This window comes from Streptomyces chartreusis, from assembly GCF_008704715.1.
In the GTDB taxonomy this organism is placed as follows: domain Bacteria; phylum Actinomycetota; class Actinomycetes; order Streptomycetales; family Streptomycetaceae; genus Streptomyces; species Streptomyces chartreusis.
Genome location: NZ_CP023689.1, coordinates 1,696,741 through 1,710,683, shown reverse-complemented (window position 1 = coordinate 1,710,683; position 13,943 = coordinate 1,696,741). Strand labels below are relative to the sequence as shown.

The 13,943-nt window shown below is 70.6% G+C and carries 10 protein-coding genes; 2 read left to right on the top strand and 8 right to left on the bottom strand.

Going from position 1 to position 13,943, the window contains the following annotated elements; all coding sequences use genetic code 11:
* Window positions 1-59: 59 nt before the first annotated feature.
* From CP983_RS07125 to CP983_RS07090, 8 genes are all read right to left on the bottom strand, one after another.
* Window positions 60-908 (bottom strand): hypothetical protein, encoded by an 849-nt coding sequence (locus CP983_RS07125; RefSeq protein ID WP_150498974.1) that lies wholly within the window; start codon window positions 906-908, stop codon window positions 60-62.
* Window positions 908-2,575, bottom strand: a complete 1,668-nt coding sequence (locus tag CP983_RS07120; protein WP_150498973.1) for a PHP domain-containing protein — start codon at window positions 2,573-2,575, stop codon at window positions 908-910. The genes CP983_RS07125 and CP983_RS07120 overlap by 1 nt, the downstream gene beginning before the upstream one ends.
* Before the next feature lie 20 nt (window positions 2,576-2,595).
* A complete protein-coding gene (locus CP983_RS07115) occupies window positions 2,596-4,428 on the bottom strand; it encodes a LamG-like jellyroll fold domain-containing protein (RefSeq protein WP_150498972.1) in 1,833 nt (610 codons plus the stop codon).
* A gap of 70 nt (window positions 4,429-4,498) precedes the next feature.
* On the bottom strand, window positions 4,499-7,447 hold the full coding sequence (locus tag CP983_RS07110) for a glycoside hydrolase family 2 TIM barrel-domain containing protein (protein WP_150498971.1): 2,949 nt from the start codon (window positions 7,445-7,447) through the stop codon (window positions 4,499-4,501).
* A complete protein-coding gene (locus CP983_RS07105; RefSeq protein WP_150498970.1) occupies window positions 7,444-8,283 on the bottom strand; it encodes a carbohydrate ABC transporter permease in 840 nt (279 codons plus the stop codon). The genes CP983_RS07110 and CP983_RS07105 overlap by 4 nt, the downstream gene beginning before the upstream one ends.
* 12 nt (window positions 8,284-8,295) lie before the next feature.
* Complete coding sequence (locus CP983_RS07100; protein WP_150498969.1) at window positions 8,296-9,255, bottom strand: carbohydrate ABC transporter permease; 960 nt, start codon at window positions 9,253-9,255, stop codon at window positions 8,296-8,298.
* Window positions 9,255-10,541: an extracellular solute-binding protein gene (locus CP983_RS07095; RefSeq protein ID WP_150498968.1), complete on the bottom strand. Its 1,287-nt coding sequence runs from the start codon at window positions 10,539-10,541 to the stop codon at window positions 9,255-9,257. The genes CP983_RS07100 and CP983_RS07095 overlap by 1 nt, the downstream gene beginning before the upstream one ends.
* A gap of 57 nt (window positions 10,542-10,598) precedes the next feature.
* On the bottom strand, window positions 10,599-11,618 hold the full coding sequence (locus CP983_RS07090; RefSeq protein ID WP_150498967.1) for a carbohydrate kinase family protein: 1,020 nt from the start codon (window positions 11,616-11,618) through the stop codon (window positions 10,599-10,601).
* Window positions 11,619-11,769: 151 nt separating this feature from the next.
* Between CP983_RS07090 and CP983_RS07085 the strand changes: the two genes are divergently transcribed.
* A complete protein-coding gene (locus CP983_RS07085; protein ID WP_030950312.1) occupies window positions 11,770-12,534 on the top strand; it encodes a DeoR/GlpR family DNA-binding transcription regulator in 765 nt (254 codons plus the stop codon).
* On the top strand, window positions 12,531-13,871 hold the full coding sequence (locus CP983_RS07080) for a 6-phospho-beta-glucosidase (protein WP_107908167.1): 1,341 nt from the start codon (window positions 12,531-12,533) through the stop codon (window positions 13,869-13,871). Before CP983_RS07085 ends, CP983_RS07080 begins: the two co-directional genes overlap by 4 nt.
* Window positions 13,872-13,943 lie beyond the last annotated feature (72 nt).

The window sequence follows — 13,943 nt, the reverse complement described above, 5'->3', positions numbered from 1 at the left end:
CCGGTGTCGAGTGGAGGCGGGGGCGCAGCGACCGCGCAGCGTCGCAGCACCCCCGTCAATCAGTCCCCGACCCGCCGGTACGAGTACACAGCCGTCCCCACAGCACAAACCCCCGGTGGAATCATCTCCACCCGCAGGGCCCCGCTGTTCACGTCGTAATCGATGCCCTCCGTCTCGAACGTCCCCTTGCACACGCTCCGTTGGGGGAGGGCGAGCAGGGACTTCACCGTGCCGGTGATCGGCCCGCCGTCGACCTTGTGGGGGAGGTCGACCTGGAGGAGGGGGTGGGGTTCGGGGAAGAGGGTGGTGGTGGCGTCGTTCGAGGCGCACAGGAGGCGGGTGTCGGAGACGAAGTCGCAGCCCTGGATGTCGCGCACCGGCTTGTCCAGGGTGATCTGCCAGGCCTCCTTCAGGTCGCCGCCCGCCTGGGGGGTGGACGGGTTGAGGAGGGGAGCGGGGAAGACCTGGAGGCGTCGCTGCTCGCCCCACTCGCCCGAGATCAGCCACTGGCCGTCGGGCGAGATCGTGGCGAAGGAGTTGTTGAGCTTCTCGCCCGGGTTGAGCTGATGGACGTACTCGTAGCGCTTCCCGGACGGGGTCGTCACCGCGAACATCTTGGACGTGGCGGTGTCCGGGCCCTGGTAGGCGTCGAAGGTGTGGCCGCCGGCGATGTCGGGGTCGCCGATGTGGTTCCAGCCCTTGATGCGCAGGCCCAGCGGGATGTCGGCCAGGCCCCGGTACAGGAGTGAACCGTCCGCGCGGGTCGCGAGGCCCTGCCCGCCGCCCAGGGTGTCGGTGTACGCCGTACCGGTCTCGGCCCACTGCGGGTCACCGGCCGCGGACGCGGTGCCCGCGCCGAGTGCGAGGGCAACCGATAAGCAAACGGGGGTGACGAGATGACGTCTCATCAGGCTCCTGCCACGTCGACGAATACGGGGTTCGAATAGAACCACGTATCCGTCCACGGGTCACCGTCACCGGGCACGTGCGGGATCGGCCCGTGCGGGTCGACCGAGGCGCCGAGGTAGCCGGCGCCGTGGCGGTTGCCGTCGCTGCCGCGCAGCCGGACGTAGAAGGGCTTGTCGCCTGCGGTGAGGGGGATGCGGAGCGTGTAGGTGCCCTTGCGGCCGGACACGTCCGTCGTGGACACCACCTTGGTGTCGGGGGCCTGCCAGGCGTCGCGGTCCGCCGCCGGGCCGCGGACCGACCCGCGGATGACGTCGACGTGCGCCAACTCCGGCAGGATCCCCTGCGGGTTGGGGCGAGAGGCCGTCGTCACGGTTACGTTCAGCGTGAGCTTCTCGCCCTTGCGCACGCGCAGGCGGCCGCCCAGCGTGACACCGCGGCCGTGGTCGCAGTCCCGCTTGAGGCGTACGTCGAGGCCGTCCAGCAGGTGCCCGTGGTCCAGCCAGACCCGGCCCGCGCGCAGGCCCGCCATCACCGCGCGGTAGCCGTAGCGGGTCACACCGACGTGGGTGCGGCTGAACTGGCCCGGCCAGAAGTCGCTGCCCGGCTGCGGGGCGGTGGTGTTCACCGGGTCGGGGAGCTTGCCGGTGTTGTCGAAGTTCTGGCCCGCCGGCCAGTCACCGTTCTTCCAGGTGTCGAAGACGATGCGGTGGGCGTCGGAGTTCGTGGTGATCGAGAACAGCCTGCCCTCGGCCAGCATCGAGTCCCACAGGCCGCCGACCGTCGCGGTCGCCCAGTCGAAGCCGCCGTACGTGAGGTAGGCCTCCGCCGGGTAGCCCGGCCAGGACTGCGCCGACGGCTTGTTCTCGTACTCGCCGCGCATCGACGTCGCCCCGCGCCAGCCTGGGATCGCCGCGCCCTGGGCGCCGGGCGCGCCCTCCATGCCGATCATGATCTCGGGGGCCGCGTCCCGCCAGTTGCGCATCTCGTGCGGGGAGTCGATGCCGAGGCGCAGCGGGTGGTTGGCGAGGACGAGGACGTCGTCGACGTAGCCCGTACGGCGCTGCTCGGCCAGCCACTTGATGGCCTTGACGGCGTGGGCCTCGTTGCGGGCCGTGTCCGCAGCACCCGGGGCGCCCTCGGTGTAACCGAGCAGCTTGCCGTCGTAGGCGCTCTCGAACCGGGTGAGCAGGTCGACCTCGTGGCGGCCGGGTGCCGTGAAGACCGTGCAGTGCTCGGCGGCCGGGATGTACCACTCCAGGCCCTGGAAGATCAGCTGGCGCGGGTTCTCGGCGCGGGCCCGGAGGACCTCCCGGTGCTCCAGCGCGGCGCCGAACCGGGCGTGCCCGAAGTTGGAGTGCTCGGTGAACACCATCCAGTCGAGGCCGTACTCGGCGCCGGCTGCGGCCAGTTGGGAGAACGTGTACTTGGCGTCGTGACTGTAGACGCTGTGGACGTGGTGGTCGCCGACGAGGTAGGCGAGGCGGGGGTCGTCGCCCCCGAGGCGCCGGTTGTCGGCCGCCAGCGCCGGGGTCGCCGTGCCCAGGGCGAAGGCGGCGCCGAAGAGGCCCGCGCCGCGCAGGAGGCCGCGCCGGGACACGCCCTGCGGATCGAGGTCGGCGGGGGAGACGGACGGGTCCGCCCAGGCGGGGAGCTGCTGCTCGGTCATGGTGATCCTCGAAAGGGGCGTCAGTGGGTCATGAAGGAGGTGACGGGCAGCGCCCGTTCGACGATCCGGACGTCGCCGAGACGGCCGTACAGGATCTGGTCGATGCTGCCGCCGTACTCGTAGCCGCCGAGCAGCCAGGGCAGGCCGACCGAGGTGAGGCCGATCGCGGTGGCGTGCGGATTGCGGGCCACCGGGGAGCCCTGGACATACATCGTGGTGTGCCGGCCGTCGTTGACGACGGCGACGTGCCACCACTTCTCCCGCGCGGTCTCGTCGCCCCAGTTGGTGGCGATGCCCTGCTGGTTGAGCGGCCGGACCGCCCACTGCGGGCCGGGCCCGTCGGACAGGGAGAGCGTGGCGAGCGGCTCGTCGGGGTCGCCCTCGGTCTTGCCTGCGGCGCCGCCGGTGCCCGTACGGCCGACCAGGCCGGCCCACGCGTTGTGCGAGGCGTCCCAGTCGGCGGGCACCCGGTAGAAGGCCTCGACGGTGTAGCCGTCGCGGAAGGTGGCCGAGTTGAGCGGGGCGCCGTCGACCGTGCGCAGGTACGCGCCCTTCAGCGGGGACTTGAAGCCGGTGAACTCCAGGCTGCCGTGGCCGGGCTGGTCGGGGTGGTGGTCGGCCGACCAGCCGAGCGTGCCGCCGCCGACGGAGACCACGGCGAGGTCGTTGCCGCGGCCGGACAGGTCGCGGACGGTGCCGGAGACGGGGGAGTCGAAGCGCCAGTAGGCGGCCGTGCCCCGGATCAGCATCTTCGACGCGGGACGCGCCGGGCGGACCGGCACCGGGTCGAAGCCGGCGAAGCGGTCCGCGAAGTCGATGCCGACGGAGAACCGGTCGGCGTCGCCGCTGAGTTCGATCTCCTGCCGCTCCAGCTCGTTCAGGCCCTTCGCGGCGCGGCCCAGGATCCACGGGGAGACCGTCTCGACGTCGATCACGTCGCGGTCCAGGTCGAAGTGGTAGAGGCGGATCATCGCCGCGCCGCCGAAGTAGCGGTTCTGGTAGTTCGTGAGGTGCAGGTGGACGTCGTTGCCCGCCGCGTTCGTGCGGACGGCCCGGCCCGCGGGCCAGTAGTGACCGTTCAGCGTCAGGAAGATCTGGTCGTGGTCCTTGATCAGCCGGTCCCACAGCTGCTGCCCGTAGGACGACAACGCGTCGTCGTCGACGACCAGTTCGTGGGTGGTGAGGATGACGGGCGTCTTCGGGTGCCGGGCAAGGACGTCCTTCGCCCAGGCGTAACCCTGCGCCGACAGCCGCCAGTCCAGCGCGAGCACCATCCACTCGCGGCCGGCGGCCCGGAACAGGTGGTAGGTGTTGTAGCCGTCCGAAGAGGCCCCGCCGAACGTCGGCCTGCCCTGGAACCGCCGCGGGCCGAACGTGTCCAGGTACGGCGTCGCACCGCGCTGGTCGTTCGTGGACGACCTCACGTCGTGGTTGCCGGCGAGGACGCTGTAGCCGACACCACGCCGGTCGAGCAGCTCGAACGCCTTCCCGATCGCCGCGAACTCCTCCTTCGCCCCGTTCTCGGTGAGGTCGCCGAGGTGGGACAGGAAGACGACGTTGTCCTTGCGGCCGTGCTCCAGCAGATACCGCAGGGACGCCTCGACGGGCGCGGAGTTGATGCTCGGCCCGTCGAAGAGGTACTGGGTGTCGGGCATCACGGCCAGCGTGAAGCGGCTGTCGGCGTCGGGACGCCACCCGGCCGTCGCCGCCGCCGGCGATGCCTCGGCCACGCCCGGCAGGGCGACCCCCGCCGTGGCCGCGGCGCCGAGCAGCGCGGTGGCGCGCAGGAAACCGCGTCTGCCGGCACCGGCCTGAGGGGCCTCGCCCTGTTCCTGGTCATGCGAAGTACACACGTGTGCTCCGTAGGAAGATCCGTGGGAAAAGAAGATCCGTAGAGGAATGACGGTGAAGGGCGTGGGAGGTTCAGAGCGCGCGCAGGGTCCAGCTCCAGCGATGGACGCCCGGGGCGACGAGATAGGAGGGTGAGGTGTCGGGCCCGCAGGACGCGGTGCCCAGGCCGCGGTGCGCGGCGTCGATGTGCACCACGCAGCCGGGCCGCGGGACCAGCTCGTCGTGGTGCCCCGCCGAGGCGAGGTCCTCCGCGCGGTAGTGGGTCACCGAGATCTGACGGGGTTCGTCCAGGGTGACGGCGAGGCCGCCGGCGTCCGGCGCCGACAGCGTGAACCGCCGTACGCCGTGCCGGCCGCCGCTCTCCTGCGGCCGCAGGTAGGGCGTGAACAACTCCTCGACGGGGACGGAGTGATGGCCGACGGGCGCGCCCGCGCTGCGGTCCGGGTACGACTCCCAGGGCCCCTGCCCGAACCAGTCCAGCAGGTCGAGCCCGGCGACCGTCTCGAAGACCGTGCCGACCCGGGCGACGTCGTCGAACGCCTCCGGCAGCTCGGCCTCCTCCTCGACCCGGACGCCGCCCTCGACGGGCGTGAGCACCTGCCGGTGCCGTACGACACCGGTCGTGCCCGCGTACTCGGCCTCCACCGTCACCCGGCCGGAGTCCTCGCTCACCGACACCGCCTTGCGCACCAGCGTGTCGAGTCCCCAGCTCCGCCAGCGCCGCGCCATGCCGCCGAGTTCGTCGTTGTCGGTGGGCGCCCGCCACAGCGACAGGGTGGGCGCGGCCGTCAGCAGCGGGTGGACGAGGAGCCCCTCGCCGTCGACCTCGATCCGGCCCTCCACGGGAGGGACCTCGGCGACGGCAGGGCCGCGCAGCCGCACCTGCGGCACGCACACCACGGTGCCCCGCGGCGCCCACGGCTGGTCCTCGGCCACGGTCACCCGCAGCGTCAGCCAGGCCTCGCCGCCGTCGCGCGGCACCTCGAAGGGCAGCGGCACGGCCGCCGTCTCGCCCGGGCACAGATTCGGCAGCACGGCCGGCGCGGTCAGCGTCGTGCCGTCGGCGAGGTCGAGGTGCCACTCGCCGGCGAGCCAGTCCAGGCCGCGGAAGTGCTGGTGGTTGCCGAGCACGATGCCCTCGTGCCGGAAGCACTCGATGCGCAGCGGCGCCGAGATCTCCCGGTGCTCGTACATCGCGGGCTTGGGCGTGCGGTCGGGGAACACCACGCCGTCCGCGATGAACGCGCCGTCGTGGATGGACTCGCCGAAGTCACCGCCGTACGCCCAGCGGTGACCGGGCGCGGCGACACCGTTGTCGTAGAGGCCGGCGCCCCCACGCCCGGCCGGTCTTCCGTCGCTCACGCACTGAAGAATTCCGTGGTCCCAGAACTCCCAGATGAACCCGCCCTGAAGACCCGGGGTTGCCTCGATGGCAGCCCAGTGGTCCGCCAGTGTGCCGTTGCTGTTGCCCATGGCGTGCGAGTACTCGCACTGGATGAGCGGCTTGGTCTGCTTTCCGGAGAGCGCGTGGGCGAGGCAGGCCTCCAGCGAGGCGTACATCGGGCACGCGATGTCGGAGGCGACGTCGGGGTCCGCCCAGCCGAGCTTGGCGGCGCCCTCGTACTGGAGAGGCCGCGTCGGGTCGTGGCGGCGCAGCCAGCCCGCCGCAGCGTCGTGGTTGGCGCCGTAGTCGGACTCGTTGCCCAGCGACCAGACGATGACCGACGGATGGTTCTTGTCGCGCAGCACCATGCGCGAGACACGGTCGACGAAGGCGTTCAGATAGCGCGGGTCGTCGGCGATCTCGTGGGCGTGGTCGTGGGACTCGATGTCCGCCTCGTCGACGACGTAGAGCCCGAGTTCGTCGGCGAGGTCGTACAGGGCGGGGTCGTTCGGGTAGTGGGCGGTGCGCACGGCGTTGAAGCCGAAGCGCTTCAGCAGGACCAGATCGGCGCGCATGTCGTCGTACGACACCGTCCGCCCGGTCAGCGGGTGGAAGTCGTGCCGGTTGACACCCCGTATGAACACCCGCTCCCCGTTGACGAGCAGGTCCCGGCCGACGACCTCGACGTCCCGGAAGCCGATGCGGTGGCGGGAGGTGTCGGCGACGGTGCCGTCGCGGCGGTGCAGGCGCACGGTCAGGCCGTACAGCTCCGGCGTCTCCGCGTTCCAGGTGCGCACATCGGCGACGCCGGCCAGCAGCCGGGCCTCGCCGAGGAAGTCGGAGACCCGCTCGTCCTCGGCGTTCGCGCGGTCGAACTCCGCGTCCTGCGCGAGCGGCTGCCCGTCCAGGTCGCCGGTGAGGTACCACCCTTCGGGCAGCGCACCGCCCGTGTCCCGCACCAGGCAGTCCACCCGCAGCTCACCGCTGTACGCGGCCCGCACGGTGACGTCCGCGAGGTGCAGCGGGTCCGTCGCGTACAGCAGCACCGATCGGGTGATCCCGCCGTGCCACCACTGGTCCTGGTCCTCCAGGTGCGAGGCGTCGGACCACTTCACCACGGTCAGCCGTACGGTGGCCCGCGCGCCGGGCCGCACCAGTGCCGTCAGATCGAACTCGGCCGCCAGGTGGGAGTCCTTGGAGATGCCGGCGGGCCGCCCGTCCACGTGGACCAGCAGCACGCTCTCGGCGGCCCCGACCTGGAGCACGATCCGGCGTCCGGCCCAGTGCGCGGGGACGTCCACCTCACGCTCGTACACCCCCGTCGGGTTGGCGGCGGGGGAGTGCGGCGGGAACTCGGCGAAGGGCATCGCCACGTTGGTGTACTGCGGCAGGTCGGACGTGCCCTGGAGGGTCCAGGCGCCGGGGACCTGGGCGGTGGTCCAGGCACCGCCGACCGGCGCGTCCGGAGCTGACAGCAACTGAAAGCGCCAGTCGCCGTCGAGGGGGAGTCCTCCGGAGCGCCGGCCGACGGCGTTCAAGGGGAGTCGCCCCCAGGAGGTCACCTCGGGTGCCTCCCAGGGGCGCAGCGCGATCAGGGGATCGACGGCCGGGGGGCCGGGGACCGACGGATCGTTCATCCGCGGACGGCCCCCTTCGCGAGGTCGCCGATGATCTGGCGGGCACCGATCGCGAAGACGATCAGCAGCGGGATGAGGGCCAGGACCGCGCCGGTCATCACCATGCCGTAGTCGGTGGTGCCGTGGGTGCCGTTGAGCTGGGACAGCGCGACCTGGAGGGTGACGTTGTCCGGGTTGGTCAGGGCGATCAGGGGCCAGGCGTAGTCGTTCCACTGGCCCATGAAGGTGAAGATGCCGAGGAAGGCGAGCCCGGGGCGGACGACCGGGAGCGCGACGTGCCAGTACTGGCGAAGGAAGTTCGCGCCGTCCAGCTTGGAGGCGTCGAGCAGTTCGTCGTGGATGGCGCTCCTCATGTACTGCCGCATCCAGAAGATGCCGAACGCGTTGGCCGCCGCCGGCACGATCAGCGCGGTCATCGAGCCGATCCAGCCGATCTTCGCCATGATCACGAACTGTGGGATCGCCGACATCTGGGCCGGCACCATGAAGATCAGCATCAGCAGCGCGAACAGCATGTTCTTGCCGGGGAAGTCGAACTTGGCGAAGACGAAGGCCGCCAGCGAGTCGAAGAACAGGACCAGGAAGGTCACCAGCGTCGCGACCAGCAGCGAGTTCCACATCGACCCGAAGAAGTCGATCGTGTCGAACAGGCTGCGGACGTTCTCCATGAAGTGCGAGCCCGGCAGCAGCTTCGGTGGGTACGAGAAGATCTCCGACGAGGTGTGCGTCGACATGATGACGGCCCAGTAGAACGGGAACGCCGACAGCAGCACACCGATGATCAGGGACGTGTGCAGCGCGATGCCCCGGCGTCCGGAGCCCTTGATGGATGCCATGTCGCGGCCTTCCTACTGTTCGCCCCGGCGCTGCACCAGGCGCCAGTTGATGATCGAGAAGAGGACGACGACCAGGAAGATGCCCCACGCCACGGCGGCGCCGTACCCGAAGTCGTTGTTGTCGAAGGTCTGCTGGAAGAAGTAGAGGACCATCGTCCGGCCGGCGTGGTCCGGGCCGCCCGAGAACGTCGACTCGTTGGCCGTCGTCTGGAGCAGCACCTGCGGCTCGGAGAAGCTCTGCAGACCGGTGACGGTGGAGACGACGAGCACGAACAGCAGCGTCGGCCGCAGCAGCGGCAGGGTGACCCGGAAGAAGGTCTGCACGGGCCCTGCGCCGTCGATGCGGGCCGCCTCGTACAGATCGCTCGGGATGGTCTGGAGACCGGCGAGGAAGATGATCGCGTTGTAGCCGGTCCACTGCCAGGTCATCAGCGTGGCGATGGCGACCTTGATGCCCCACGGAGTGTTCAGCCAGGCCACCTGGTCCAGGCCCACGGCCTGCAACAGGGCGTTCACCAGGCCGAAGTTGGTGGAGAAGATCGACCCGAAGACGATCGCGATCGCGACGACGGACGTGACGTTCGGCAGGAAGTACGCGAACCGGTAGGCGTTCTTGAAGCGGACCGCCGAGTTGAGCATCACGGCCGTCACCATCGCCAGGAAGATCATGGGGAAGGTGGCCAGCGCCCAGATGACGATCGTGTTCCCGATCGACTGCCAGAAGTCGCTGTCGCTCAGCAGGTACTGGTATTGCGAGAGCCCCGCCCACTCCATCGAGCCGAGGCCGTCCCAGCGGTGGAAGGAGAGGTAGAGCGAGAAGCCGACGGGGATCAGGCCGAAGGCGAGGAAGAGGAGGTAGAACGGGGAGATCGCGGCGTACAGGTGCCAGTGCCCCCGAAGGCCCTTCTTCGGCGCGGCCGTTGAGGGCTGCGGCCGGTTCACCGCGGGCGGGGTCTGCTCGATGACGGCCATCAGATGCTCACCCCCAGGTGCTTGGCGATACGCCGGCACTTGCTCATGGCGTCCTCCCAGGCCTTCTTCGGATCCTTGCCGAGGACTCCGACGTTCTTGATCTCGTCCCTGATCGGCTGCCCGAGGGCGACGTCGTAGGGGCTGTTGAAGGCGACCGGGATCTTCTCCGCGGCCGGTCCGAAGACGTCCATCGTGATCTGGTCGCCGAAGAACGGGTCCGGCTCGCGCAGCTTCCTCATCTCGTACGACGCGGGGGTCGAGGGGAAGAGGCCGGCCTCTACGAAGCCCTGTGCCTGGTTGTCCGCGTCGAGCATCCAGGTGATGATCTCGAAGGCCCGCTCGGGCTCCCGGCACGCCTTCGTGATCGCGAGGAAGGAGCCGCCGACGTTCGAAGGTCCGCCGGGACAGCCCGCCACCCGCCAGTTGCCCTTGGTCTTCGGATAGGCGAGCTTGAGGTCGCCGGCCGCCCAGGAGGCGTTGAGCTGGCTCGGCAGCTTGCCCTTCTCGGTCGCCGAGATCGAGTCGGGCGTGCCGGTCACGATGTTCGAGACGATCCCGCGCCGCTTCGCCTCCACGGCCCGCTCCCAGCAGGTGCGGACGTTGGTGCCGTCACCGATGAAGTTGCGGTCCTTGTCGACGAACCGGGTGGTGCTCTGGCCGATCGACATCTCGAAGACGCTGCCGACGTCGGTCAGGATGTACGTCCCGGGTATCCGCTTCTTCAGCTGCTCGCCGGCCGCGAAGAACTGCTCCCAGGTGCCCAGTTCCCGGGACACGTCATCGGGTTCGTGGGCCAGCCCGGCCTTCTCGAAGACGGCGGGCTGGTAGTAGTGCACGACCGGGCCGACGTCGATCGGGAAGCCGACGAGGCTGCCGTCCGGGGCCACGCCCTGCTGCCACTTCCAGTCCAGGTACCGGCTCTTGAGCTTGTCGGCGCCTAGTGTCCGCAGGTCCACGAACTGGTCGGAGTTCGGCAGGTAGGACGCCATGTCCTCGCCCTTGAGCCCCGCGATGTCGGGGATGTGGGCGTTGCCCGCCATCGTGGTGATCAGCTTCGACCGGTAGTAGCCGCCGATCTGGATGGCGTCGAGCTCCACGGAGCTGCCGAAACGCGCCTTGGCGTTCTTGACGACCGTGTCGCTCAGGCCGCCGCTCCAGTACCACAGGACCATGTTCCGGCCGGACGAGCCGGTCGGAACGGCACAGCCGGACGCCAGGCCGCCGAGCGCCGTGGCGGCCGTACCGGCCAGGCCCGCGCGGAGCAGGCCTCTTCGTGAGAGCCGCACAGCTCCCACCGCCTTTCGGATCTTTTCGGGACTTCGCATGAGGTGCGTGGGGGGAAGTCAGTGCTGCCGTGCGGGCGGGGTGACGGGGGCGTACGTGACGGGCGGCCCCGGATCGTCCGGGAGCCGGTCCGCCAGGAAGCCGTACGTCCGCTTCAGCCCGGGATCGGTCAGGGAGCGCCACCAGCGGTCGACGCCGTACCAGCCGGGGGCTGCCAGGGCACCGCTGTGCCGGCCGACCGACAGGCCGGCGGCGAGGACGGCGAAGCGCAGCCGTTCCTCCAGCGGCCAGCCGCCCAGCGAGGCCGCGACGAAGCTCGCCCCGAACACGTCCCCGGCGCCGGTGGCGTCCAGGACATCGATGTCCAGAGCGGGCACTTCCGCGTACTCGCCGGTCGTCTGGTCTACGGCGACAGCGCCGTCACCGCCGCGCGTCACCACGGCCACCGGCACCAGCTCGCTGAGCGTGCCGAGCGCCGCGACCGCGCTGTCGGTGCGGGTGTACGCCATGGCCTCGGTCTCGTTGGGGAGGAAGGCATGGCACAGGGAGAGCTGGTCGAGCAGGTCGGCCGACCACTGCTGGGTGGGGTCCCAGCCGACGTCGGCGTAGATGCGGGTGCCGTTCGCGGCGGCCTTGGCGAGCCACTCGCGGGGCTCGGCCTCGATGTGCACGAGGGCCGTGCGCGCCTCGGGCGGGTCGCCCATCAGCGCGTCCTGCGAGTACGGGGGCTCCTGGCCGTGGGTGACGAGCGCGCGGTCGCCGTCGTGGGCGAGGGAGACGGTGACGGGGGTGGGCCAGCCGTCCGCGGTGCGCGAGAGCGAGAGGTCGATGCCCTCCTGGTCGCGCAGGACGTCCCGGCAGTACTCGCCGTACAGGTCGTCGCCGAACACCGTGGCAAGCGAGGTGCGCAGACCGAAGCGGGCGGCGGCCACCGCCAGGTTGGCGATGCCGCCCGGGCCGCAGCCCATGCCGCCGGTCCAGATCTCCTCGCCCGGTGTCGGCGGCTTCCCGAGCCCCGTGAGAACGAGGTCGTAGAAGAGCAGCCCGGTCAGCACCACATCGGGCCGGTCGTCGTCCACGGAAACGTCCTCTCGTTCGGGACCCGCTCGGAGAGCTCGTCAAAACTCTTCATTTCGGTGACCGGAATCGTGCGCCGCTCCGGGGGATTGGTCAATACCCGAGCAGAAATGAGCATGGCGATGATTGAAGATGACGAGTAGTGTTCACGCCGTGCTGGCAGAACGACGACACCAACTCATCCTGCGGGCCCTGCGCTCAGGCGGCCCCGCGGCCGTGACCGATCTCTCCGATCAGCTGGGTGTGAGCCCCGCCACGATCAGACGTGACCTGCTCAAACTCGAGGAGGACGGCCTGCTGACACGTGTGCACGGCGGCGCGGTCGTGGAGGAGGGCGACCAGCCCTTCGCCGAGGTCGCCGAGGTGCGCGTGGCCGAGAAGGACGCCATAGCCGCGCACGCGGCCGCCATGGTCGAGGACGGCCAGTCCGTGCTGCTCGACATCGGCACCACCGCGTTCCGGCTGGCCCGCCAGCTGCACGGCCGCCGCCTCACCGTGATCACCAGCAACCTGGTGGTCTACGAGGAGCTCGCCGACGACGAGGGCATCGAGCTGGTGCTGCTCGGCGGCATGCTCCGCCGCGAGTACCGCTCCCTGGTCGGCTTCCTCACCGAGGACAATCTGCGGCAGCTGCATGCCGACTGGCTGTTCCTGGGCACCAGTGGAGTGCGGCCGGGCGGGCAGGTGATGGACACGACGGTCGTCGAGGTGCCGGTGAAGCGGGCCATGATCAAGGCCGGCGAAAAGGTGGTCCTGCTCGCCGACGCGGCGAAGTTCCCCGGGCACGGCATGGCGAAGGTGTGCGGTCCCGAGGACCTGGACGTGGTGGTGACGAACGAGCCGGTCGACCCGGTGACGAGGGCCTCCTTGCAGGAGGCGGGCGTCGAGGTCGTCGTGGCGGGAAAGGTGCAGACGTGAAGCTGACGATTCTCGGCGGCGGAGGATTCCGTGTGCCGCTGGTGTACGGGGCGCTCCTTGCGGACCGCGCCGAGGGCAGGGTCACCCACGTCGTGCTGCACGACCTGGACGCCGGGCGTCTGAACGCCGTGACGCGGGTGCTCGCCGAACAGGCGGCCGGGGTGCCCGACGCACCCGAGGTCACCGCCACCACCGACCTGGACGAGGCCCTGCGCGGCGCCGACTTCGTCTTCTCCGCGATCCGCGTCGGCGGCCTCGAAGGCCGGGCGAACGACGAGCGGGTCGCCCTGGCCGAGGGCGTCCTCGGCCAGGAGACGGTCGGCGCGGGCGGCATCGCCTACGGCCTGCGGACCGTCCCGGTCGCCGTCGACATCGCGCAGCGTGTGGCCCGCCTCGCGCCCGACGCCTGGGTCATCAACTTCACCAACCCCGCGGGCCTGGTCACCGAGGCCATGTCCCGCCACCTCGGTGACCGCGTCATCGGCATCTGCGACTCGCCGGTCGGCCTCGGCCGCCGTATCGCCCGGGTGCTCGGCGTGAAGAACCCCGGCGAGGCGTGGATCGACTACGTCGGCCTCAACCACCTCGGCTGGGTGCGCGGCCTGCGTGTCGCCGGCCGCGACGAGCTCCCGCGCCTGCTCGCCGACCCCGACCTGCTCGGCTCCTTCGAGGAGGGCAAGCTCTTCGGCGTCGACTGGCTCCGCTCCCTGGGCGCCATCCCCAACGAATACCTGCACTACTACTACTTCAACCGCGAGGCCGTCCGCGCCTACCAGGAGGCCGACAAGACCCGCGGCGCCTTCCTGCGCGACCAGCAGGCCGGCTTCTACGAGCAGATGCGCGACCCCGGTGCCGCCGCCCTGGAGGTCTGGGACCGCACCCGCGCCGAGCGCGAGGCCACCTACATGGCGGAGAACCGGGAGACGGCCGGCGCCGGCGAGCGCGACGCCGACGACCTCTCCGGCGGCTACGAGAAGGTGGCGCTCGCGCTGATGCGGGCCATCGCCCGTGACGAGCGCACCACCCTGATCCTCAACGTCCGCAACCAGAACACGCTGTCGGTGCTCGACTCCGACGCCGTGATCGAGGTGCCCTGCCTGGTCGACGCCAACGGCGCCCACCCGGTCGCCGTCGCCCCGCTGCCCGACCACGCCACCGGGCTCGTCTGCTCGGTCAAGGCGGTCGAGCGGGAGGTGCTGGCCGCGGCCGAGTCCGGCTCCCGTACGACGGCCGTGAAGGCCTTCGCGCTGCACCCGCTGGTCGACTCGGTCAACGTGGCCCGCAGGCTGGTGGAGGGGTACTCCTCCGTCCACCCGGGACTGGCGTACCTTAAGTAGCGCTCGTCCGCCGAAAGCGCTTTCTCCCGGCGTTTTCGCTCGCCCTGCCCGCCCCTCGCCTTCCCTCCGTTC

Coding starts and splice junctions, on each gene's coding strand:
- CP983_RS07125 (WP_150498974.1), bottom strand. CDS start 908: ATGAGACGTCATCTCGTCACCCCCGTTTGCTTATCGGTTGCCCTCGCA.
- CP983_RS07120 (WP_150498973.1), bottom strand. CDS start 2,575: ATGACCGAGCAGCAGCTCCCCGCCTGGGCGGACCCGTCCGTCTCCCCC.
- CP983_RS07110 (WP_150498971.1), bottom strand. CDS start 7,447: ATGAACGATCCGTCGGTCCCCGGCCCCCCGGCCGTCGATCCCCTGATC.
- CP983_RS07105 (WP_150498970.1), bottom strand. CDS start 8,283: ATGGCATCCATCAAGGGCTCCGGACGCCGGGGCATCGCGCTGCACACG.
- CP983_RS07100 (WP_150498969.1), bottom strand. CDS start 9,255: ATGGCCGTCATCGAGCAGACCCCGCCCGCGGTGAACCGGCCGCAGCCC.